Source organism: Zymomonas mobilis subsp. pomaceae ATCC 29192 (genome assembly GCF_000218875.1).
Lineage (GTDB): Bacteria > Pseudomonadota > Alphaproteobacteria > Sphingomonadales > Sphingomonadaceae > Zymomonas > Zymomonas pomaceae.
Genome location: NC_015709.1, coordinates 1634235 through 1656032, shown reverse-complemented (window position 1 = coordinate 1656032; position 21798 = coordinate 1634235). Strand labels below are relative to the sequence as shown.

The 21798-nt window shown below is 43.1% G+C and carries 22 protein-coding genes; 8 read left to right on the top strand and 14 right to left on the bottom strand.

Going from position 1 to position 21798, the window contains the following annotated elements; genetic code table 11:
* Window positions 1-90: 90 nt before the first annotated feature.
* From ZYMOP_RS07380 to ZYMOP_RS07365, 4 genes are all read right to left on the bottom strand, one after another.
* Window positions 91-2556 (bottom strand): TonB-dependent receptor, encoded by a 2466-nt coding sequence (locus ZYMOP_RS07380; RefSeq protein WP_013934700.1) that lies wholly within the window; start codon window positions 2554-2556, stop codon window positions 91-93.
* Between the two features lie 265 nt (window positions 2557-2821).
* Entirely contained in the window at window positions 2822-3373 is a 552-nt protein-coding gene (locus ZYMOP_RS07375; RefSeq protein ID WP_013934699.1) for a L,D-transpeptidase family protein, read from the bottom strand.
* A gap of 34 nt (window positions 3374-3407) precedes the next feature.
* The gene (ribA, locus tag ZYMOP_RS07370; protein WP_013934698.1) at window positions 3408-4502 is read right to left on the bottom strand and encodes a GTP cyclohydrolase II; all 1095 of its coding nucleotides are present in this window, start codon (window positions 4500-4502) and stop codon (window positions 3408-3410) included.
* Window positions 4502-5290, bottom strand: coding sequence for an exodeoxyribonuclease III (locus ZYMOP_RS07365; RefSeq protein ID WP_013934697.1), 789 nt, complete (start codon window positions 5288-5290; stop codon window positions 4502-4504). The genes ribA and ZYMOP_RS07365 overlap by 1 nt, the downstream gene beginning before the upstream one ends.
* 801 nt (window positions 5291-6091) lie before the next feature.
* On the opposite strand from ZYMOP_RS07365, the gene ZYMOP_RS07360 reads away from it, so the two are divergent.
* Complete coding sequence (locus tag ZYMOP_RS07360) at window positions 6092-6514, top strand: hypothetical protein (RefSeq protein WP_013934696.1); 423 nt, start codon at window positions 6092-6094, stop codon at window positions 6512-6514.
* A 2-nt stretch (window positions 6515-6516) separates the two neighbouring features.
* Here the strand turns inward: ZYMOP_RS07360 and ZYMOP_RS07355 are convergent, their stop codons facing one another.
* From ZYMOP_RS07355 to ZYMOP_RS07345, 3 genes are all read right to left on the bottom strand, one after another.
* Complete coding sequence (locus tag ZYMOP_RS07355; RefSeq protein ID WP_013934695.1) at window positions 6517-7194, bottom strand: LolA family protein; 678 nt, start codon at window positions 7192-7194, stop codon at window positions 6517-6519.
* Between the two features lie 148 nt (window positions 7195-7342).
* Window positions 7343-9760 carry a DNA translocase FtsK gene (locus tag ZYMOP_RS07350; RefSeq protein ID WP_013934694.1) on the bottom strand — a complete coding sequence of 806 codons (2418 nt, stop codon included), beginning with the start codon at window positions 9758-9760 and terminating at the stop codon, window positions 7343-7345.
* 83 nt (window positions 9761-9843) lie between these two features.
* Complete coding sequence (locus tag ZYMOP_RS07345; RefSeq protein WP_013934693.1) at window positions 9844-10998, bottom strand: glycerate kinase family protein; 1155 nt, start codon at window positions 10996-10998, stop codon at window positions 9844-9846.
* Between the two features lie 291 nt (window positions 10999-11289).
* Between ZYMOP_RS07345 and ZYMOP_RS07340 the strand changes: the two genes are divergently transcribed.
* Window positions 11290-11535, top strand: a complete 246-nt coding sequence (locus ZYMOP_RS07340; protein ID WP_158498506.1) for a hypothetical protein — start codon at window positions 11290-11292, stop codon at window positions 11533-11535.
* 178 nt (window positions 11536-11713) lie between these two features.
* On the opposite strand, the gene ZYMOP_RS07335 is transcribed toward ZYMOP_RS07340, so the two are convergent.
* A complete protein-coding gene (locus ZYMOP_RS07335) occupies window positions 11714-11974 on the bottom strand; it encodes a hypothetical protein (protein ID WP_013934692.1) in 261 nt (86 codons plus the stop codon).
* A gap of 183 nt (window positions 11975-12157) precedes the next feature.
* Between ZYMOP_RS07335 and ZYMOP_RS07330 the strand changes: the two genes are divergently transcribed.
* Complete coding sequence (locus ZYMOP_RS07330) at window positions 12158-13378, top strand: UbiH/UbiF/VisC/COQ6 family ubiquinone biosynthesis hydroxylase (RefSeq protein ID WP_013934691.1); 1221 nt, start codon at window positions 12158-12160, stop codon at window positions 13376-13378.
* 66 nt (window positions 13379-13444) lie between these two features.
* Here ZYMOP_RS07330 and ZYMOP_RS07325 read toward each other — a convergent pair whose 3' ends face one another.
* On the bottom strand, window positions 13445-14089 hold the full coding sequence (locus ZYMOP_RS07325; protein WP_013934690.1) for an LON peptidase substrate-binding domain-containing protein: 645 nt from the start codon (window positions 14087-14089) through the stop codon (window positions 13445-13447).
* Window positions 14089-15003: a tetratricopeptide repeat protein gene (locus ZYMOP_RS07320; RefSeq protein WP_013934689.1), complete on the bottom strand. Its 915-nt coding sequence runs from the start codon at window positions 15001-15003 to the stop codon at window positions 14089-14091. Before ZYMOP_RS07320 ends, ZYMOP_RS07325 begins: the two co-directional genes overlap by 1 nt.
* 418 nt (window positions 15004-15421) lie before the next feature.
* Between ZYMOP_RS07320 and pyrE the strand changes: the two genes are divergently transcribed.
* The 5 genes from pyrE to ZYMOP_RS07295 are packed head-to-tail and all read left to right on the top strand — an operon-like array spanning window position 15422 to window position 19268.
* Entirely contained in the window at window positions 15422-16009 is a 588-nt protein-coding gene (gene pyrE, locus ZYMOP_RS07315) for an orotate phosphoribosyltransferase (protein WP_013934688.1), read from the top strand.
* A 23-nt stretch (window positions 16010-16032) separates the two neighbouring features.
* Window positions 16033-16803 carry a pyridoxine 5'-phosphate synthase gene (locus ZYMOP_RS07310; protein WP_013934687.1) on the top strand — a complete coding sequence of 257 codons (771 nt, stop codon included), beginning with the start codon at window positions 16033-16035 and terminating at the stop codon, window positions 16801-16803.
* Complete coding sequence (acpS, locus tag ZYMOP_RS07305; protein ID WP_013934686.1) at window positions 16800-17210, top strand: holo-ACP synthase; 411 nt, start codon at window positions 16800-16802, stop codon at window positions 17208-17210. The genes ZYMOP_RS07310 and acpS overlap by 4 nt, the downstream gene beginning before the upstream one ends.
* A 48-nt stretch (window positions 17211-17258) precedes the next feature.
* Window positions 17259-18137, top strand: coding sequence for a signal peptidase I (lepB, locus tag ZYMOP_RS07300; RefSeq protein WP_013934685.1), 879 nt, complete (start codon window positions 17259-17261; stop codon window positions 18135-18137).
* 12 nt (window positions 18138-18149) lie between these two features.
* Window positions 18150-19268, top strand: coding sequence for an AI-2E family transporter (locus tag ZYMOP_RS07295; RefSeq protein WP_013934684.1), 1119 nt, complete (start codon window positions 18150-18152; stop codon window positions 19266-19268).
* 27 nt (window positions 19269-19295) lie between these two features.
* Here the strand turns inward: ZYMOP_RS07295 and ZYMOP_RS07290 are convergent, their stop codons facing one another.
* The 4 genes from ZYMOP_RS07290 to ZYMOP_RS07275 all read right to left on the bottom strand — a co-directional run bounded on the left by ZYMOP_RS07290 (window position 19296) and on the right by ZYMOP_RS07275 (window position 21731).
* Window positions 19296-19853, bottom strand: a complete 558-nt coding sequence (locus tag ZYMOP_RS07290; RefSeq protein WP_013934683.1) for an FKBP-type peptidyl-prolyl cis-trans isomerase — start codon at window positions 19851-19853, stop codon at window positions 19296-19298.
* Between the two features lie 380 nt (window positions 19854-20233).
* Window positions 20234-20440, bottom strand: a complete 207-nt coding sequence (gene rpsU, locus ZYMOP_RS07285; protein ID WP_011241460.1) for a 30S ribosomal protein S21 — start codon at window positions 20438-20440, stop codon at window positions 20234-20236.
* A gap of 318 nt (window positions 20441-20758) precedes the next feature.
* Entirely contained in the window at window positions 20759-21181 is a 423-nt protein-coding gene (locus ZYMOP_RS07280) for an ExbD/TolR family protein (RefSeq protein WP_013934682.1), read from the bottom strand.
* A 64-nt stretch (window positions 21182-21245) separates the two neighbouring features.
* Window positions 21246-21731: an ExbD/TolR family protein gene (locus ZYMOP_RS07275; RefSeq protein WP_013934681.1), complete on the bottom strand. Its 486-nt coding sequence runs from the start codon at window positions 21729-21731 to the stop codon at window positions 21246-21248.
* Window positions 21732-21798 lie beyond the last annotated feature (67 nt).

The following is a 21798-nucleotide window of genomic DNA, read 5'->3' as shown; positions in this document are numbered from 1 at the left end:
CGAATTTAAAATGCTTTCCTTATTAAAAAAGCCGGAGGTTTTTACTTCCGGCTTTTTTATTTTCAAATAAATTATAGGTCTTAGCGAGGATTAAAGACCCCGTTTCAGCGTTATGAAGAAACGACGGGGCGCACCAGCCTGTAAATTCTGGGCATCGCCACTTGCAGCGAAACCGGTCGTACCAATTGTTGAGACATAGCGTTGTCCCGTCATATTGGTAACATTGCCGATAATCGTCCAGTTTTTCATATAAGGTACTTCATCACCGAAGTGATAACCGATCGCCCCATTTAAAACATATTGTCCGGGAGTATGGACGGTATCCATGAAATCAACGGAACGGTGAACCATAAAGTTCGCCCCTACTCGCATCAAAAGATGGTGATCGTCATAAACGATATCAGCCTTGAACATATTGCGTGCAATGCCCGGTACCCAATTGCCTTTGGTCTGATAAAGCACACTACCGTTACTACTCATAATATTATTGGCATAAGTAGCATGCGTATAGGAATAGCTGGCCAAGAAAGATAATGGACGAAGGACACGATACATGGCGCTTACATCAACGCCATAATTCTTGACGCCGCCGACATTATAGAGATTGATCGGCGCATTACCGGTCGTCGAGGTCGCCAGCATATTATTCGTAATGTAGCTATAATAGCCCGAAATAGCTGTCTGGAAACGGCCTTCATGATAGCGCATACCAATTTCATAATTGGTCGACTTTTCGGGCCGCATTTTGCGATTGCTGGCCAAGCTGTCGAAATTAGCCTGCGAGGTTGCCGCTAACAGATTAGCATTAAGCGCCTGCATGTTTTCAGAATAATTAAAGAAGAAATCGATACGGGAATCAGGTTTCCACAAAATACCAAATTGCGGCAGGAACCAATCCGTTGAATTCATCTTACCCGTTGCGCGATTATAATCGCTGAGATTACCTAAAGCCTTATTCTCACTGGTTGTCTGGAAGCCTTTCCACCCACCGGACAAGGTAACTTTACCAAAGTCCATCCGGTCAGAAACATAATACATGGTTGTTTCTGTACCAATTTTATGCGCCCATTGAGAACTGAACGGGTCATTCTGATATTGTAAGATATTACGAGAAGGTCCGCTGGCATTCGCTGCGAGATCATAATAATCTGTCGCTTGATGGCTAGTGCTGGATTCATACCAACCACCGGCTTCTAAATGGTTTTTGAAAACTGAAAAATCGTGATCCCAAGCGACGTGACCGGTTATACCCCCTCGGTTTTGTGTTGAAGTAACCCCTTGAACCGATAAAGAAGAACCACCAGGCGTAGAAACATAAGGATCATACATCAGATCCTGGCCATATTCCCGATTATAATAGCCAGTTACATCAACGCTGATTTCTTTGGTAAGATGTCTTTTAAAATGCAGACCGCCGATATAATCACGCCGTAAAGTGGAAGCGCTATAATAGGTGTCATTAACCGATGAATAAGGGGCAGGATAGTTATTGCTACCACTCTGATAAGCGCTTGCCATTTGCTCTGCTATACCCCAATTATGGGTATAGTCGGTATAGGTACCTAGCCTTTTTTGCATGTCATAGCTGGTATCCATATAGTTCGTTTGATTCTGACTGGAATAATCAAAAAAGGCACCGATTTCGCCATCATACCCATCATGCAAATCCTGCACGATTTTAGCATTTACCTGATGCTCTTTTTCTTTACCCCATCCACGGGTCTTACCACTGGTAAGATAACCATAGCTAAAGGAACCCCGTAGGCCATTCCCTGTTAAGTCACCCGTTTCTACCCGGGTAAATCCACGCCATGTGTTATTGGAACCATAAGTACCAGAACCAACAATATCGAGCTTATCGCCTGGCCGATGGGATATAAATTGTACCGAGCCGCCGACATTATTATTAGCCGCTAAACCTAGACTACCCGATGTCGAATTAACGGTTACGGCATCAATATTTTCCGGCATAATCATCCGGTTGATGGACAAACCGTTGCTGCTATCCATCATATTACCGAGGGGTACACCATCAATGGTAAAACCAATCTGGTTCTGTGAGAAACCATGAATATAAAGGCTAGTCGCTTTTTCATCGAGTCCAAAAGAATCAGCAGACTGATAGTTCACACCGGGTAAGGTAGAAATAACACTCAAAGCAGACGTTCCAGGTGTCATTCGGCTGAAATTAGCACCCGTTATAGTGAATTGCTGACGGCTTTGACCAAAGCCTATATTAGCAATATCGTCACGTCCGACACGACGGCTAACCAAACCGCCTGCGCCATCGTCTTTCGCCCGAGGCTGAGTAATATCCGCCTTCCTGAGTAAAGGCTTATCTGGAACAGGTCTGGAAGGTTTAGCTGTTGGCGTTTGTCCTGGAGGGATTGCCCCTGTTGTCTGAGCTGGAGCAGGATTCGCCGCCGCCGAGGGTTGATTACCAAGCGCTTGAGACGAACCGTTAGGTCTTTTATATTGAACACCCTGTGCATAAGCTGCTTGTGTACAGGCGATAAGCGCAGTGCCTGCCAACAGCCGACAAAAATACCCTGTCATTCCATCCTCTCCTTTACCGCGATATGACCGGATTTTTTCCGGTTCTTGCAGGTATTCTTTAATTTTTTATTGTACCAAGAAAACATATCAGCGGCTTTTATAAAGCCATCTAGTTTTATTCCCCTGATAGGCAACAGAAACTTCCTGTCTATAGGCTATATTAGCCTGAATGCTAAAGCTTAACAGATAGCAAAATGTCCAGTGACAATTTGTTATAAAAACTGTGACTGCAATGCTTACACAGCCATTATAAAGCTTGATAGCCTCAAAATATCGTAAGGCTATCCCCTAATTGCAGTCTTAACAGCAAATTCTGAAGAAAATCTTGCATAACAGCCACACATCCTGCTGTCTGACGATCTGGAATTGAGCAGTGAAGAAAAATAGCACTACCGCACCCCTTATATATGGGGCTATCATTATAACCTAGAGTAATAATAATATCGTATAGACCATCCTCTCGCCATAAAGTCTCAGCAGAGGCGGGAAAGGGTAAAGTTACCGGCTGATTATAGCTGGGATGGTCACTATCATCGCACCAACCATCACTGGGTCTAACCCACCGCCACGGTATTTTGATCTTTTCCAGTTTGAAAGGGAGAGCTTTGGAATCAAAGGAATAGTAAGAAAGGCGATCCGGTCTTAAAAGAGCCGATCGAATGGGCCAACAGCCTAAAGGCGTTTTACCATCCCCTTCTCTTTTTTCCTGTGCGGAAACAATACCCTTTCGACCGATCGCACAAGTTGTCTGACAGCGGTACCCGTCCCCTTCTTCGATTAAGATACCTTGCTTACTATCGACATAAAGTCGGGTCATTTATACGCTACTCACCAAGGGATACACCCGAAATTTACAATTGATGGCCGCTACGGTCGCGCTTGGTTTCAAGATAGGCCTGATTATGAGCATTAGGTGTAATTTTTAAAGGAATACGTTCCAGAACATCAATACCCGCTTGTTTTAGGCCACTAACCTTATCGGGGTTATTAGTAAGAAGGCGAACCCTACCCACGTTTAATTCGCTTAACATTCGGGCGGCAAGACGAAAATCACGTGCATCATTGGCAAAGCCAAGCCGAAGATTGGCATCAACTGTATCGAAACCCTGATCTTGTAGCACATAAGCCCGCAATTTATTGATCAGGCCGATACCCCGTCCCTCCTGCCTTAAATATAATAATATACCATAACCCGATTCAGCTATTATTCTTAAGGCCTGATGAAGCTGGGGGCCACAATCACATTTTAATGAACCAAAGACATCGCCCGTTAAACATTCGCTATGAAGCCTGATAATCGGAGGTTGATCATTGGCATGACCAATAACAATAGCCACATGCTCAACCGCATCAGCGGCACTACGGAAAGCAACAATTTGGCTATTTTCGATTGCCGGTCCATGATCGCCCAAGGCAATAGGCAAACGCGCTCTTGCAGCGATATAAATGCCCTCTCCCGAAGAAAAATTATTAATATCTATCGCTGGAATATTGATAAGCGTTTGTGCGGATACGCCTTCCTGCATAAAAAAAGCAGGAAGAATTCCCGCTAACCTTGCAAGTTCTAACGCGGCCATCGCGGCTTTTTTTACAGGCGTAGGTCGTAATTTAAAAGGGCCTTTTAAAGGCTTCTCCATATCCATAGAAGGATCAGCTAGAGCAAGCGCTCCTGCACAATCTATCCAGGGCGTTCTTATTAAGGTTACGGCTTGATTGGGCGTGGCCGCTTCTTTTTCATTGGCTAATTTAAGCGTCTCAGCACGAGCAGCCGATAAAAGGATATTCGCTTTTTTATCAGGATCAAAAGAAGCCAACCGATAATCATCTGCCCTTTCGACCGCCAATAAACTAAGGGCCTCGTTCTCATCGCTAATGGTGACAGGCCATCCGCGACGTAGTGCATCAATAGCCTGAGCAACAGCAACGGCTTTGCGGTCATCAACCATTAAAAACGAAACTCCGTAAGCAAAGGAACATGGTCGGAAGGTTTTATCCAATTCCGGCAGGATTCACAAACGCGATGTGCAATAGCCTTATCTATCAAGGATGGACTAGCCCACATGTGGTCAAGACGACGACCACGATCAGAAACGGTCCAATCCTTGGCGCGATAGCTCCACCATGTGTAAAGGCGCTTGGGTGCGGCATGGAAATGACGGCCTAAATCTATCCAATCATGGCTGGCCTGAAATTGAGCAAGATGCGCAATCTCGACAGCAGTATGGCTAACAACATTCAAAAGCTGCCTATGACTCCAAACATCGGATTCCAAAGGCGCAATATTAAAATCTCCAACCAGAATAGTCGGTTGTTCAAGCGAAGAAGACCATTTGGTCATTCGGGTAATAAAATCCAGCTTCTGACCAAATTTAGGGTTAATATCGCGATCAGGAATATCGCCCCCTGCCGGAATATATACATTTTCCAAACGTACGCCATTTGCCAGCTCGATACCGATATGACGCGCTTCTTGATTATTTTGCCAGTCATATTTGATAGTTTCGGCCTCACAGAAGGGAACCCGACTTAGAATGGCAACGCCGTTATAACTAGGTTGTCCATGAATGGCCTGATAAATATATCCTAGTTCTTTAAAAAAAACGGCAGGAAAAACCGCATTCGTGGCCTTAGTCTCTTGTAAACACAAAATATCGGGCTGCTCTTCTTTTAAGAAACGTTCAATATGAGATAACCGCGCCCGTACTGAATTGATGTTCCACGAGACAATACGCAAAATTTTTAATTCCCTGTTCTTGATCAATTCCAGCTTTAAACTGAACAAAAATTATAGCGCAGTAAGACTGCCTTACTGAATTTAAACCTATCCTTTTATGCCTATGATTTAAGCATAAAAACCAGTCTGTCAGCAAGCTATTCTCGATTACAGATATTCTGAAAAAGATAAAAAAAGGCCCTCGCTTCGGGGGCATGAAGCGAGGGCTGACCTGCGTTTGGTCACGCGAGATGGCTTAATACTGACAGACAACAGGGGGGAAAATTCTGCCAGCATACTTGCCACAAAAATGTCACTACACCCTAAAAGCTGTCACTAAGATGAATAAAAGTTAAATTTAAATTTAAATTTTTTACATTTTAACCGTTATTAAATATCCAAAAATTTTATTTTGGAATTTTTATAAAAAAATTATAATTTTTATATTTTTTAAAATTAAAAAACATAATTATATAAAATATAATTACACGAAAATTGTTCAAATTTTTTATTGTGAGATAGAATGAATGTGAAACCGAACAAAATATTAGGGGATAGCCTCGCGAAAAAGCCGCTATAAAATGCCTTGTTATATGGTAGAATAAAGCAGGAAATATTCTGCCTGAATGTTTTGAAAATTCGTAATATTGACAGGCTGATCAGAACAGCAAATTTATTTAAATTATTATTGGTAATATAATAATATTAATAAGCAAATAATATAAATATATCATTAAGTTGAATAGCATTAATCACTTATTGATAATTAAAGACTATATAGTAAATATTACAGATAAATATCTTATAACATTGGATAAAAAGATGGGACAGAAAGCGCAAATACCGACAGATGTCAGAACCATATTATTACGTATGGTCGATATTTTAGTAGAAAATAAAGAATATGGTCGTGGACGCATTCTATATCATCTTGTAGGCGAGATCGAAACAGACCCTTTCCATGACAATATTAAACAGCTGTATGGTAACGTCAGCTCATTCTTTGATCATAGCCCAAACCGAGAATTTAGACGTTTAAAGCAAAGGCTTTATGAATTTTTATATAAAGGCAAATATAGAATGCTACCGGATACACGCCCTAATTCCATAGCACAAAAAGAACATAGCGTGCATTACAACAAAAAGAGCATACTAAGATCAATGACTTATTCTCGCTTCATTTCAGCTTTTACAAAAATGAAGAATAGTTTTAAAAAAACCTATTCATTTCTCTTTAAAAAATGAATTTAACGGGGACCAGCGTTACTACGCGGGTCATTCCAACGGAACATATTATTAGAAACAGGCTGATTAAATTTCTGGTCTGATAAAACAATCTGTGAACGATTATTTTGAGCATCAATAACGGTCCAACCCATTAGCATCAGATTAGCGGGGGCCTTTGTGTCTCGCTCAAAATCAATGGCAATAGTACCAAAATCGGGATGTTTTGGATCGCGTCCCGTAATAACAATATGTTTGCCATCATCAGACGTAAGCGTCGCATAATGGGCGACATCTTTGGAAGGATCGATCAAAATAGAGAGGGGAGAATCCCCAATCGGCCAACGGGAAACCTGTCTTACTGAATAATCAATCATCACCAAGGCTTTACCATCACCAACGATCAGTAAAGGGACATCCTTTTGATACTGAAAACGGATAAGGCCTGGTCTTTTTAAGGTGAGCGTTCCGCTAAGCGCTTGACCATTCCGATCGATCTGGACAAATTGCGCAGTCATCGTAGTTACATCGCGCAGATGGGCTTGAATCTGTGAAAAAGTTGTAGAAGAAGAAGTGTTACTGACGTTGGCTGAGGGGGGAGCAGCGGTCAAACTTCCTGCACTATGAAAAACACTTGTCGCCAGGATAAGAGAGGCTGCAAAAAAAGCCCTATTCGGATTTGAAAAGACAGAATATATCATTATTCTTAATTCCTTAACATCCGACTGACGGAGCTCACCTCAGAACCTAGAAAAAAGCAAATGAGGATAGATTATATATCTTCTTCATATGCAGAAGTGAGGTGAACCCATCGTTAATTCGAGAAAACCGAAAAACCTCCCTTATAGCTTATAATAAAGTGGCGAGATCATCGGCTTCGATCAAGACTTCTCTGCGACCGACATGATCCGCCGCCGAAACGATACCTTCTTTTTCCATACGCTCAATTAAACGGGCGGCATTATTATAGCCCACACGGAGTTGACGTTGTAGCCAACTGGTCGATGCTTTACGGCTTTCGACTACTAATTGTACGGCATCACGGTAGCGTTTGGTTTCAGGGTCATGATCTCCGTCAGGCTGCCCTTCCAGTTTATAGCCACCCTCTACCGGTTCCTCTGTGACAGAAGAGATATATTCAGGCGTTCCCTGTAATCGCCAGTGATCAGCAATAGCCTGTACTTCTCCATCACTCACGAAAGGTCCATGAACGCGTAAAACCTGTTTTCCTCCCGGCATATAGAGCATATCGCCCTTACCCAGAAGCTGCTCCGCGCCTTGTTCTCCAAGAATGGTGCGGGAATCGATCTTCGAAGTTACCTGAAAACTGATACGGGTCGGAAGGTTAGCTTTAATAACCCCTGTGATAACATCGACTGATGGGCGTTGCGTTGCCATAATAAGATGAATACCCGCAGCACGCGCTTTTTGGGCGAGGCGCTGAATGAGATATTCAACCTCCTTACCTGCCGTCATCATCAGATCGGCCAGTTCATCAACCACCACGACAATTTGCGGCAGCGGTTCATATTCGAGCGTTTCGTCTTCATAAACAGGCTGTCCGCTTATCTTATCATAGCCTGTTTGCACTTTGCGGCTAAGCGGCTCTCCGCGTGATTTAGCTTCCCTTACTTTTTGATTAAAACCCGCAAGACCGCGCACCCCAGCAGAAGCCATCATTCGATAGCGCTCTTCCATCTGTTCAACAGCCCATTTCAAGGCACGCACCGCCTTGGAAGGTTCAGTAACGACAGGGGATAAAAGATGGGGGATGCCATCATAAATAGAAAGTTCGAGCATTTTAGGATCGATCATAATCATCCGGCATTGCTCAGGCGTCAAACGATAAAGTAGTGATAAAATCATACAGTTAATACCGACAGATTTACCTGATCCCGTCGTACCTGCCACCAAAAGATGGGGCATGGGTGCAAGATCGGTGATGACCGGATCACCTGCAATATTTTTACCTAAAATAAGCGGTAAAGAGCCTTTTTGATTATCATAAACTTCCGAACCCACTAATTCTCTCAGCGAGACCATATCTCTTTTCGGGTTAGGTAATTCAATACCAATAACCGTCCGCCCCGGAATGACTGCAATACGCGCGGATTCAGCCGACATATAACGCGCAATATCATCGGCCAAGGCGATAACACGGCTCGCTTTGATGCCAGCATCAGGTTCCAGTTCATACATGGTCACGACTGGCCCTGGCCGGATTTCGACAATCTGCCCACGGACATGAAAATCCTGTAAGACAGTTTCTAATAAGCGCGCATTCCGTTCTAAAGCATCATGGTCGACATGGTGCGCGGCGTGGACAGGCATTTCTTGTAAAAAATCAATAGAGGGCAGTTCATAATGCGTATGTTCGTTCAGCGGTTTCCGCTTGGCCGGATCACCGGAATCTACTGCCGGAGAATAAGTTGTAATAATCGGACGGGATTCAATACCCATTTCTTTATTAATATGGGCTTCTATCGGCGTAATTTCTGAGAAATCATCATCTGATCCAGGTATATCTGCGACTTTAGCTATTAGGGGAGGGCTAATCTTTACGTCTGCCCTTTCAGAAGTAGAACTATTTTTATTTTTGCTTTCTTTTGCAACGTCGTTTTTTTTGAGAATATTTTTTTTTCTGGTGCCAACACGGGACAAGAAACGACGGATAAAAGCCCGCTCATAAGCATCAAAGCCCAATCCCCAAAGCCAAACAGCGATACCCCCAATTGCAAAAAGGGCCAGAATAGCACCATGGGTAAATCTCAGAGAAGAAACAGGCAGCAGGTTCAACAGACTATGCGTAAGGCCGCTGCTTAAAAGACCGATACTGCCACCCCAACCCGCAGGAAGGCCACTTTGACTGTCAATACCGACCAGACCGGCCGCACTGGCTATCAGCATAATGCCTAATACTATAAGCAGACCATGCCGCAAGGGATGCGGTTGATGTACATTACGCAGCAATCGAAAAGCGGTAATAATCATAGGGGGCAAGGTTAATAAAACCGGCAAGCCTATTAAGCTGAGTAAAATATCAGAAAGCCAAGCCCCCAAATTACCACCAATATTATGGGCAGGACCAGCCGCGGCTGTGTTAAAAGCTGGGTCTGTTGAATTATAGCTCATAAAAGCGGCAAAAAGAAAAATAGTCCCGCCAAGCAAAATAAAGGCAGAGATAAAGGATAAAGTTCGCCCTAAAAAATATCGGGCGCGGGCTTGCCATTCCGCTCCAGAAATTTCGGCGATTATGCCGCTTGCCATGCTTTAACCTCATCTCAAAAAAAGAACTGAACTTCTTAAGGGTAATGGCCGTATGCGACCGACTCAATGAGACTTTACGGCCCCTAAGAACAATGAAAATGTTGTTGTGTTTTAATAAGGCGCGCTACATTTTCAGCTGTCCTTGCTAAATTCTCTTCAGCATGTTTCATAGCTTCAGTCAAAGTAAGGACACCGGGGGTTGTTGCTAGAATAACATCTATACCAAGACTATAAAGTTCTTCAATCTTTTCCCCAACTGCGCCCGCTAATAGGATAACCGTAGTTTTGGGATTAGATTTTTTCGCTGCTTGAGCAACGCCCATAGGCGTTTTACCATATTGGGTTTGAAAATCGACATGCCCTTCTCCGGTAAAAACAAAATCGGCATCTTGGGTTTTTGGGATAAGACCTGTCATCTGAACAACGATTTTGACACCCGCCTCCAGTGTAGCAGAAGTAAAAGCGAGCAACCCTGCACTAAGACCACCAGCAGCCCCTGCCCCCGGATAATCAGCAATATCTTTACCCGTTTTTTCTTTAATGAGAGCCGCATAATGGCGTAAATTTTTATCGAGTTGCGCAATCATAGTAGAGGTTGCGCCCTTTTGTGGACCAAAGACAGCGCTGGCCCCTTTATCCCCGACCAAAGGATTGGTTACATCTGAGGCAATAACAATCTCGGTCTCCAAAAGACGAGGATCAATTTCGGTTATATCAAGGGTGGATAATTCGGCTAAGCCACCGCCCCCTTTTTCTATGGATTGACCTTGGTTATTGAGCAGTCGCACGCCTAAAGCCTGAGCCATGCCGGCACCACCGTCATTTGTTGCACTACCGCCCATGCCAATAATAATCTTTTTGGCTTTATGATCCAAGGCTGATTTAATAAGCTGACCTGTACCATAGGTCGTTGTTAAAAGCGGATTTTTTGTTTGATCATTAACAAATTGAAGGCCGCTTGCCGCCGCCATTTCGATAACAGCCGTTTTTCTATCCCCTAAAAGACCATAACGCGCTTTCGTTTCTTGCATAAAAGGATTGGCAACCGTCGTCTCAATAAATTGACCATGTGTAGCATCGACTAAAGCTTCAACAGTGCCTTCACCGCCGTCAGCCATTGGGAGTTGAATAAAATCAGCCTCTGGGAAAATCTTCTGAATACCCTTTTGCATCGCTGTCGCCGCTTGTTTAGCAGTTAAACTGCCTTTGAATGAATCTGGCGCCAATACAAATTTCATGGCGTTTCTCCTTTAAGATCGTCTGTTTAACGCCCGTTTTCCCAAGGCCTCTTTTATCCTCTTTCAAAGATTAGAAGAGATCTAACGCCTCCTTGATACTAATTTCTAAAAAGAAGCGACGGATTAAAAATAGATTAGAGCATCATCAATTGCTTTTTCTCTATGAATTGTTTTTTCTCTACTAGAATGGACGAATTTTTAAGCAAAAGAATTCATTCTTTATACAGCAAAGAACTAGCATCCTTCTTATATCGGAATTATTAAATTTAGATGCCGCAGAAGGATAATAAAATGCTCAAGAAATTGCTGCTCTTATGTACAGCAGGACTCATGGCTATTTTGCCGATTTTACCTACTTCTGCTTACAGTGCGCCTAACAGCTACAGTCGTCGGGGCGACATGCGACCGGGCTATTATCGTCACAATTATCAGCGGCCAAGATACGACCGCCGCCGTCGTCAGCCTGATAACAGGTATCGCCAGAACAATCGGCGAGATAATCAACGCAGGCCTTCCAACCAAAATCGCCCAAGATAAAAAGCGATAGCGCTATTACAGATAAATTATTCAGTATTTTATTGCCTTATCGGGTGTGAATTTATCTGTTTAAATAGGATGTATGGATAATCAATATTGTATTATTATAGCAATAATAAAGTCGATCTTCTTAAGATCGGCTTTATTTATAAAAATGAAAAAATATTTATCCATACATCTAATTGTTATGATGATCTTTTAAATTATTTTGATGATTTTCATTGGCTTTTAACTGTTTACGATAATCGTTACGCACCTTTCTTCCATAGATACATCCCGCAGCAGCCCCTATCACCCCATGTTTACCGACATAATGCCCACCAACAGCACCCATCGCGCCATATTTTAAACATCCACCGGGCTCAGCCTTAATAGCCATTGGATTTATAAAAGAGAAAATCCCGAAAGCACATAATATTAAATTTACTTTATGTTTCACTATATATCTCCCTAGGTATTATTTTAATATAAAAAATTTTTAATTTTGGAGATTTAAATATTGTCTATCCCTTTTTATTCCAAGAATAAAATCACTTATAATTATCGCTATAATATCATGGATATATTGAAGGTTAGGATTTAAAATACACAAGACTATATCCATAAATAGGGTAGAACGGCGATGACCTTAAAAGCAGATATAATAATATTAGGTGGTGGCTTCGCTGGCTTGACCCTCGCTATAGCGCTTGATCGCTATGATATTACCTCCATAGTAATTGATACAGCACCACCTGTTCACACTTTGAAAAAAGATTTCGATGGACGTACAACCGCTATTGCGAGTGCGTGTTGGAAATTATTGCAAGCGATTGGTTTAGGAAACAGCTTGGAAGGCAAAGGCTGCCCTATTCAGATTGTAAGGGTCAGTGATCAGTTAAAGATGCCCGATCTCCGTTTTGAGTCTTCAAAAGAAGACGGCCCTTCTGGTTACATGCTAGAAAATCGCTATTTAAAACAAGCCCTTAATGAAGCCGCGCAGGCAGCTCAAAACATTACTTTATTACGCCCTGCCCACGCGATTGAAACTGAACGGAATAATGAAGGTGTTTCTGTAACCTTAGCAGATGGTCAAAAGATTACAGCCTCTTTGCTCGTGGGTGCAGAAGGCAGAGCCTCGCCTACCCGTAAAGAGGCAGGAATCAATTTAGCGCATTGGGAATACAATCACGTTGCTGTCATTTGCACTTTATTCCATGAAAAACCTCATCAGCATATTGCCCATGAAATTTTTTATCCCAAGGGGCCAATTGCCCTTCTTCCGATGCAGGATGAAGAAGGACGGCATCGTTCTGCCTTGGTATGGACAGTACCGAGACGAGAGGCAGACGCCGTTAAAAAATTATCAGAACGCCCCTTTTTAGCAGAAGTGAGTCGTCTAACAGGCGATGTTCTGGGTACGCTCGACTTTGCATCCAAGCCTATGGCTTATCCCCTTTCATTTCAGTATACAGCCAAAATCACTGATATACGTCTGGCTTTGATTGCGGACGCAGCCCATGGTATTCATCCGATTGCGGGGCAAGGCCTTAATCTTGGGCTACGTGATGTGGCGGCTTTAACCGAAATCTTAGTTGAAGGTCGCCGTTTAGGGCTCGATCTGGGCGATTCAGCCTTATTATCCCGATATGAACGTTGGCGTAGTCTTGATAATCTGACAGTTGCAGCGGTAACTGACAGTTTAGTACATCTGTTTGCGATCCCAGGTCGGACAGCCTCTTTCTTCCGTCGCACGGGACTAAATGTCGTACGTTATCTACCATTTGTGAAAAAAATGTTTTTATCAGAAGCTAGAGGCGATAGGGGGAAATTACCGCGTCTTTTAACAGGTAAATCCCTTTAAAAATGAACAGCCCTGATTTTTTCATGAAAAACAGGGCTGTTGATAATAAATATATTAATTATTCTCTTAGTGAAGCGTAATTTTTCTATCTTCACCTTTTTGATGGCCAAAAAAATTCAAGGCATGCATCAATAATTCAGCCCGTTCCATTAAATCACCACTTTCTAACAGTGCCTGTTTAATGGCGACATCAAAGGGTGATAACTGGATAATATTGCTGATTAAGGCTTCATCGTCTAACTGATCAGCCGATTGCCAATCGACGCTAAGACCGCGGGCTTGGGCAAACCAATGGGCGGTTTCCTCTATCTGGCATCGCACCGCACGATCCAAAGATTTAGGTAATCTTTTGTCATTAAAACCTGTTATACTCGCTTCGACTTGTCGAAAGGCGGTATCAGATTTAATCTCACGTATCATATTAAAACGGCTGACCCCTTCTAATACAATATTGTAACAGCCGTCTTCTAACGCTTCGACATCAGTAATCTGACCCACGCTACCGATGGAATAAAGCGGCGTATCCTGTTTTACAATTTCTCCCACCGCTATGCGCGGTTGGATGATGCCTATACGCCGATCACGGGCCAAAGACTGTGATACCAAGGAGCGATAAGGCAAGGCAAAAACATGAAGCGGTAAAACCGAACGCGGAAATAATACAATGCCCGGCAACGGAAAAACAGGTATATTAAAAGTTTTGGCAGTCATTAGCGAAACAATATAGCTGACAGGCGACGACGCTGGGTAGAAACCCATGGATCTTCAATGCCAACCACCTCAAATAGTTGAAGAAGTTTGGTGCGTGCAGCACCTTCATTCCAGTTACGATCATGCTCGAGAATAGCGAATAGCTGATCCGCGGCACCGTCCCGATCATCTATGGCCATTAAATCACCGGCTAAAGTGAAACGCGCTTCATCATCGTCTGGATAGGCAGCCACTTTAGCACGAAGAGCCCCTAGCTGGTCAACATCCACCGACATTGCCTGTTGCGCTAATTTAAGCGCGGAAAGGGCCCGGTGAACTTCTGGTTTATCGGCCACAGTTTCCGGTAAATTGGAAAGTACACTTTCTGCCTTATGCACATCCCCCGTCATAATTAAGGCGCGGGCATAGGAACCGATCACAGCCGGATCATCGGGCTCCATATCATAAATTTGACCGAAAATAGAACAGGCTCTCTCGGCATCGCCAGAATCTAAGATATTATTTCCCATAGCTAATAGATCAGCGACATTAGCCTGAGAATTATCCCCTGCTTCAATGGGGAGCTGACTTAAAAGTTGATCAAGCGATTGCTTAATCTGACTTTCACTGCGTGCAGGCGTAAGATCAGCGACCAATTGCCCTTGGAATAAGGCATAGACAGTAGGCACTGATTGCACCCGTAATTGATCGGCAATAATCTTATTCTGATCGATATCGAATTTGATCAGTGTGACGCCTTTTGCGGTGTAGCCTTTGACAACCTTTTCAAGAAGAGGGCCAAAAGTTTTACAAGGATTACACCAAGACGCCGTGAAATAGAGAAGAACAAGTTTCGTCTGCGAAGGTTCGACAGCTTCACGACGAAAAGTATCAATCGCTTTCTGATCAGCGCTATTCAGTCCTAATGTTGACACAATCAGTGTCCTTTACCTTAATCAGATTTATTTTATAATTATGTGGGGAAAGAAGAGGAACTTGCCAACCCCTGAACAACGGGAATTATGGGCGGTGATGAAATCGTCATACATACAAAAAAATAATAACCTCATTTTTTTGTAACAGAAAATGGCCGATATATCCTTTTTCAAAAGGGTTTATGTTCATTTTCATGAAAAGAGAGAAGAAAACATCCTTTTTCTATCAAAAGACTGGCAGAATGCCCTTAATGTCGATAATACCAGCTGCGATTTTTTGCTGGGATAGTGCCTTTGTTTATCTAGTCTGATTTATATTTTGACAGGAATAATCAAACGTTTTTTGAAAAATCCTTTTTCAGAAATCTGCCTCTTTCCAGCTTATGACCGAATTATTTCCCCTGCGAGAGATACCCCCATGACAGATGCAGAGATATTAGCCGAATTCCGTTCAGCAGGTGCTTTATTGGAAGGGCATTTCATTCTTTCATCCGGTTTGAGATCCCCCCGTTATCTGCAATGTGCTCGTGTTTTAATGAATCCAATGCGTGCAGGCCGTCTTGCCTCTGCTTTGGCAGCCCGACTTCCTGAAGCCTTAAGACAAGAAATTTCAGCCGTTATTTCTCCTGCGATGGGCGGCATTATTATCGGACAGGAAGTAGCCCGCGCTCTTAACGTTGATGCCATGTTTATGGAACGCCCAACCGGCACATTTGAATTACGCCGTGGTTTTTCAGTAAATCCAGGTCAAAAAATTCTGATGGTTGAAGATGTCGTAACGACAGGCCTTTCTTCCAGAGAAACGATTTCAGCGATCGAAAAAGCAGGGGGTAAAGTGGTGGCGGCAGCCTCCTTAGTAGATCGTTCTAATGGCAAGGCTCAATTTGACGTTCCGTTCTTTCCCTTGCTGAAACTGGACGTACCGACCTATGCTGCTGATAAGCTTCCCCCGGAACTGGCAGCGATTCCCGCTGTTAAACCCGGCAGCCGGGCTAAGCCTGCTTAAATAACTCTGTTAAAGAGGCTATAATGACTGACAGAATAAGGCTTGGGGTCAATATTGACCATGTGGCGACTATTCGTAATGCGCGTGGTGGCGCCCATCCTGACCCTTTAAAAGCCGCAGAATTAGCAGCTTATGCGGGCGCTGATGGTATTACAGCCCATCTCCGCGAAGATCGACGTCATATCAGCGATAATGATCTGAAAAATCTGGAAGACAAGATCACGCTGCCTCTTAATCTTGAAATGGCGGCAACAGAAGAGATGGTCGCCATTGCAGTTCATCATCGTCCTCATGCTGTGTGCATTGTGCCAGAAAAGCGAGAAGAACAGACAACCGAAGGCGGATTGGATGCGGCAGGTCAGATCGCCTTTTTAAAACCAATTGTCGAAAAATTAACGGCTGTTGGTATTCGGGTCAGCTTGTTTATTGAACCGGATGACACCCAAGTTAGAGCCGCCAAAACTCTAGGGGTACCTGTTGTTGAACTTCATACCGGACGCTATGCCAATAGCGTCAATGAAGAGTTATCATCAGAGCTCAATCGGATTAAAGAAGCCGCCAAGCTTGCCAGAAGCTTTAATATAGAAGTCCATGCAGGTCATGGTCTGACCTATGAAAATGTTATGCCCATCGCCGCGATGCCAGAAATCGCAGAATTAAATATCGGTCATTTTCTTATTGGTGAGGCTATCTTTATCGGATTAGAAGCCAGTATTAAACGTATGCGTTATTTAATGGATGCCGCGCGTGCAGAAGATACCGCCGATTTTTTGGTGAAGCATATCCCTCTATGATTATAGGCATTGGCACAGATCTTTGTAACATTGATCGTATCGCCACCATTCTTGATAAAAAAGAAAGCGGGCGTTTTTTGAAACGCCTGTTTTCTTATGAAGAAATTGAGGCCTCTGCTGCACTTTCTGCTACTAAAGCAGGATTTTTTGCCAAACGTTTTGCTGCCAAAGAAGCTTTCGTAAAAGCTTTGGGCACAGGTTTCCGTCAGGCTATCTCTTTTCAGGATATAACTATATCCAATAATGCGCTTGGTGCCCCTACATTAAATATATCGGGAAAGGCGGCGCTTTTACTTGAAGAAAAAAAACCAGCACAGCATAAAACAACTATTCATCTTAGCCTCAGCGATGATCCGCCATGGGCATTAGCCTTTGTTATCATTGAAGCCCAGTCTGAATATATTTAAATTTACAATAGCGTCAGCATTATCTGGCCTAAAAAGGTAATAATCTGAATGGATCAAAATAGTCAGTCAGACATAAGTCATTTAAAATCCAAAGAAGAAAATGCTCCAAAACAAAATAGTTTTTGGCATGAAATAAAGGGCATTTTTTATATTCTAATTTTAGTTGGTCTTGTTCAGAGTTTTTTAGTTAAACCTTTTTATATTCCGTCTGAATCAATGATGCCGACTCTATTGAATGGAGATCGACTGGTCGTATCAAAATATCCTTACGGATGGTCTTATGCTTCACCCATTTTCCACTTTTTACCTTTCATGCATGGTCGTTTATTGAGTCACATGCCTAAACGGGGTGATGTGGTAATTGTCGTGCCCCGTGGACAAAAAAGCGATTATATTAAACGGGTCATCGGCCTACCAGGGGATACTATCTCTGTTGATAACGGCATTTTGATTATCAATGGTAAACCCGTTAAACGCGAAGCGATGACAGCGGCTATGATCCCTATTGATCCTAACATGCCTTGTGAAGGAAACGGCTATCTCGCCATGGAGCAGGTAACCGGTAAAGACGGACGGCTTTATTGCAAAATGCCGCGTATTCGGGAAACTTTACCCAATGGTGTAAGTTATGACACTTTGGATTTAGGGTATATTCCACAAGCAGATGATTACGGCCCTGTAACGGTACCCGCTGGTAATGTCTTCTTAATGGGGGATAATCGGGATCAGTCAGCCGATAGTCGTTTTTCCTTAGAAGAGCACGGCTTGGGTGGCCCCGTCCCTATTGAAAGTCTGGGCGGGCGCGCAGAGTTTATCACCTTCTCACTTGATGGTTCTTCGCAATATTTTAATCCACTTAGTTGGTTTAGGGCTTTTCGCTCAGGACGCAGCGGAATTGATCTTCATCCTACAGCTTCGAAGCCATAAGGTTCATGTAATATGCCGGAAACCCAAAAGCGCCCTCCGGAAAAATCCGGCCCAAGTGACTTATTCCATGACTTCACAATCCGTGAATTCAAACGCGCAGCGGTATGGATTTCTATGGCAGGAGGGGTGGCTTTAATCTGTCTGTTAATCCAGCCGATTCTACTTATTATTGCAGGTTTGGTTTTCGCCTCCTTGCTGGATGATGGCACTCGTTTATTAGGCTATTTTCTAAAAATAGGCCGTGGCTATCGGTTAGCCATTGTGTGCGTATGCGTCGCTATATTTTTGTCCTTCACAGTCTATCTTGCGGTCTATCAGCTGGGCGGACAGTTAGATGCCTTACAGGCAACCTTATCAACCCAGTTTATTCGTATCCGTGATTGGTTGGTCAGCAATGGCCTGATGTCTCCCAATGTTTCCAGTACAGATATTGCTCAACGCCTTTTTGGGTCGTTTGGGGAAGTGAGTGCTTTTGTTGGTAACGCCTTAGGCGCTGTCTCTGGCGGGGCTATGATTTTGGTTATCGGTATTTTTGTCGCGATTGAACCCCAGCTTTATGAACGCGGCTTTGCATGGATGTTGCCGATTGCAAAAAGGTCTGATTTTTACCGTATATTTAATATTGCGAATGATAACTTACGCCGTTTAATGGCCGGACGTTTACTAGGCATGGCAATCGAAGGTGTGGGTACATGGCTATTATCATTATTAGCCGGTGTCCCAATGGCCACTCTGTTAGGGTTGTTGACCGGATTACTCGCCTTTCTTCCTAATATTGGGGCACTTATTTCCGGGGTCCTTATTTGTTTAGTCGGTTTTAGCCAAGGTGTTCAAACCGGCTTATGGGCTATGTGTGTCTATGCTGTGGTTCAAATGATTGATGGGTATTTAATAGTCCCCATTGTCGCCAGACGCTCGGTTAATCTCCCCCCCGCTTTGGAATTGGGGGCTCAGATATTACTAGGCTCTCTCTTTGGTATCATGGGACTGGCTTTAGCGGATCCCCTAGTTGCTATCGCTAAAGTTTCTTTAGAAGAATATTCTAAGATTATATCAGAGCGAGAAGAAATTCAGCAGAAAAATCATGCAAAACAATTCACATTCAAGCCAGAAAAAAAACCGTCTAAGTAAGGTCTGTCTAACCGTTTTTTTAGAAAATTAAGGCTGTGCTGAAGGTATCGCCATTTGTTCGGCAGGAACCGGTACAACAGAAATAAGCTTGATATCAAAAACCAAAACAGCATTGGGGGGAATAACGTTCCCTGCACCTTCTGCGCCATAGCCTAAATGGGGGGGAATCCAAAAACGATATTCACTACCCTGTTTCATAAGTTGTAAGGCTTCTGAAAATCCGGGGATAACTTTGGAAACAGGCATAACCATCGGTGTACCGCCATTACGCGCTGTTGAATCAAAAACCGTGCCATCTGTCAGGCTACCCTGATAATCGATAGAAACCATATCACTGGCATTAGGTTGGGGACCATTACCAAGCTTTATGACTTTATATTGTAAGCCTGAAGCTGTTTTTTGAACCCCTTTAACCTGTTCATTTTTGGCTAAAAATTTTTCTGGCGACAGCGCTAACTGTAAAGGGGCAGAAGTACCCGCAATTGCAAGGGTAGCCCCTGCTACTGAAAGAAGAGCAACTGTACACAAGGGCGTCCGCAATGCGCGGAAAAAAACAGCAGCAGATGGAGATTCATCAGAGGCCATATTTACGCCCTTTCTTCAATTATCTTTAAAGGGCTATCATTAACCATTTTAAAGATAACCTAATTTCGGAAATCTTCTGCTCTATTCTTAAACGCTTTGGCGTTGTCCCAGGAATCAACCATTTTTTGGTGCTCTTAGGATTTACAGAAGAACAAAGAGAGATGAAGCTACAATGCCTTAAAATTATTCATACAGAAAAATACTGTCGGATAGGTAAAGGGCAAAATATCTTTTCAAAGAAGTAAGCGTCATCGAATACCCTGTCTTCATTTAAAAAATGATAAGGTCATTTTTCTTTAAATGAAAACAAATCGCCTCCCACATTATTAAGGGAGGCGATACATAGTCTAGCAATAAAGCCTATCGCTTTATTAAAAAACTTAACGGATACCGTCACGTTCTGCACGCTTCCGTTCCAGCTTCCGGGAACGACGTACAGCAGCAGCCCGTTCACGAGCCCGCTTTTCAGACGGCTTTTCATAATGACGACGCAGCTTCATCTCGCGATAGACGCCTTCACGCTGTAACTTTTTCTTAAGAGCGCGAAGAGCTTGATCGACATTATTGTCGCGAACGATGATCTGCATAAGAATTCATATCTCCTGCTAGACAGAAAAAAAATGAGAGGAATATATCCTTCAAAAAAGGTCTGTCGCATAAATTCGTTGATATACCAGACATTGGTATACTTATTTCAGATGGGGCGCTTATCAAAATACAAACGATTCCACAAGCAATTCTGAGCCATCTTTTAGCAAATTTGTGCGGTTCATAGCACTATTTTATCAAAAGACCAATAAAAACAATGCCGGTCCCTTGAGTATATGTCTCTACTCTGGAATCCGGCATCATCTATTTTACATTATAAAGTAGAAGCGTTTTTCAAATCTTAGCTAAGCCTAAGGTCAGAAAGAACGATAGGTTTCATTACCCACAAAACCCATTTTTTCGACCTGGGCCTTTTTACATTCGGCCAGAACTTTATCCACCACATCATAACGGACTTGTGGATCAGGCTGAAGTTGAAGTTCTGGGATTGGATTCATAGCCTGACTTTCGTCGAGATAGCGACGAAGATCAGGCAACTCCGTTGCCTGTCCATTCCAAAAAATGGTACCCGAAGCATTAATCATAATTTTGTTTTTAACAGGATCAATAGGATCCTGATTATGTGAATTATTCTGCGGCAGATTTATTTTTACAGCATGGGTCTCAATAGGAATAGTGATAATAAACATGATCAACAACACCAGCATGACATCAATCAACGGTGTTGTATTGATATCCATCATCGGTTCGTCATTATCACCACCAGCAGATATTGCCATAGCCAAAACTCCTTAAAACAGATTAGTCGCCTTTATGGAGAAGAAACGAGGATACGCTCTGTTCCTATTGATTTTCGTCTGCCGATGCGGGACCGGGCTGTGGTTCTGAAATAAAACCGACTTTAGCAAAACCCGCTTCTTGCATCGTATAGATGACCCCTCCGATACAACGATAAGGTGTATCGACATCACCGCGAATATGGACTTCAGGTAATACAAGACCCGGTGTATTCGGCCCACCCTGACGATCAATTTCAGCTTTCAGTTTTGCGACTGCCCGATTGCTCAGTTCCTGTGCATTAACACGTGTTAGATTCCAATAAACTTCACAGGTATTATCAGAATTGCCCCGTACAGAAAGCGCCACATCTTCAGGTTGCGTCCGTGTAGGTTCATACCGCGTATCAGGTAACTTTACCGGCACTGTTTCAACCACCACCGGGACAGTAATCAGAAAAATGATGAGCAACACCAGCATAACATCCACAAGGGGTGTTGTGTTGATATTTGACATTGGGGCATCATCGTCCCCTCCTAAGCTCATTCCCATTGGTGATAGTTCCTATAGCCTCAATTGTCGGTTCATCCTCGAATAACAGTCTTGATAAGATGTTATT

Bases quoted from the DNA above. Each gene is read 5' to 3' on its own strand.
- pyrE (WP_013934688.1), top strand. From the start codon at position 15,422: ATGACAGATGCAGAGATATTAGCCGAATTCCGTTCAGCAGGTGCTTTA.
- ZYMOP_RS07275 (WP_013934681.1), bottom strand. From the start codon at position 21,731: ATGGGAATGAGCTTAGGAGGGGACGATGATGCCCCAATGTCAAATATC.
- ZYMOP_RS07340 (WP_158498506.1), top strand. From the start codon at position 11,290: ATGCTCAAGAAATTGCTGCTCTTATGTACAGCAGGACTCATGGCTATT.
- ZYMOP_RS07345 (WP_013934693.1), bottom strand. From the start codon at position 10,998: ATGAAATTTGTATTGGCGCCAGATTCATTCAAAGGCAGTTTAACTGCT.
- ZYMOP_RS07355 (WP_013934695.1), bottom strand. From the start codon at position 7,194: ATGATATATTCTGTCTTTTCAAATCCGAATAGGGCTTTTTTTGCAGCC.
- acpS (WP_013934686.1), top strand. From the start codon at position 16,800: ATGATTATAGGCATTGGCACAGATCTTTGTAACATTGATCGTATCGCC.
- ZYMOP_RS07295 (WP_013934684.1), top strand. From the start codon at position 18,150: ATGCCGGAAACCCAAAAGCGCCCTCCGGAAAAATCCGGCCCAAGTGAC.
- ZYMOP_RS07325 (WP_013934690.1), bottom strand. From the start codon at position 14,089: ATGACTGCCAAAACTTTTAATATACCTGTTTTTCCGTTGCCGGGCATT.
- ZYMOP_RS07360 (WP_013934696.1), top strand. From the start codon at position 6,092: ATGGGACAGAAAGCGCAAATACCGACAGATGTCAGAACCATATTATTA.
- rpsU (WP_011241460.1), bottom strand. From the start codon at position 20,440: ATGCAGATCATCGTTCGCGACAATAATGTCGATCAAGCTCTTCGCGCT.
- ZYMOP_RS07330 (WP_013934691.1), top strand. From the start codon at position 12,158: ATGACCTTAAAAGCAGATATAATAATATTAGGTGGTGGCTTCGCTGGC.
- ZYMOP_RS07375 (WP_013934699.1), bottom strand. From the start codon at position 3,373: ATGACCCGACTTTATGTCGATAGTAAGCAAGGTATCTTAATCGAAGAA.
- ribA (WP_013934698.1), bottom strand. From the start codon at position 4,502: ATGGTTGATGACCGCAAAGCCGTTGCTGTTGCTCAGGCTATTGATGCA.
- lepB (WP_013934685.1), top strand. From the start codon at position 17,259: ATGGATCAAAATAGTCAGTCAGACATAAGTCATTTAAAATCCAAAGAA.
- ZYMOP_RS07380 (WP_013934700.1), bottom strand. From the start codon at position 2,556: ATGACAGGGTATTTTTGTCGGCTGTTGGCAGGCACTGCGCTTATCGCC.
- ZYMOP_RS07290 (WP_013934683.1), bottom strand. From the start codon at position 19,853: ATGGCCTCTGATGAATCTCCATCTGCTGCTGTTTTTTTCCGCGCATTG.
- ZYMOP_RS07310 (WP_013934687.1), top strand. From the start codon at position 16,033: ATGACTGACAGAATAAGGCTTGGGGTCAATATTGACCATGTGGCGACT.
- ZYMOP_RS07280 (WP_013934682.1), bottom strand. From the start codon at position 21,181: ATGGCAATATCTGCTGGTGGTGATAATGACGAACCGATGATGGATATC.
- ZYMOP_RS07350 (WP_013934694.1), bottom strand. From the start codon at position 9,760: ATGGCAAGCGGCATAATCGCCGAAATTTCTGGAGCGGAATGGCAAGCC.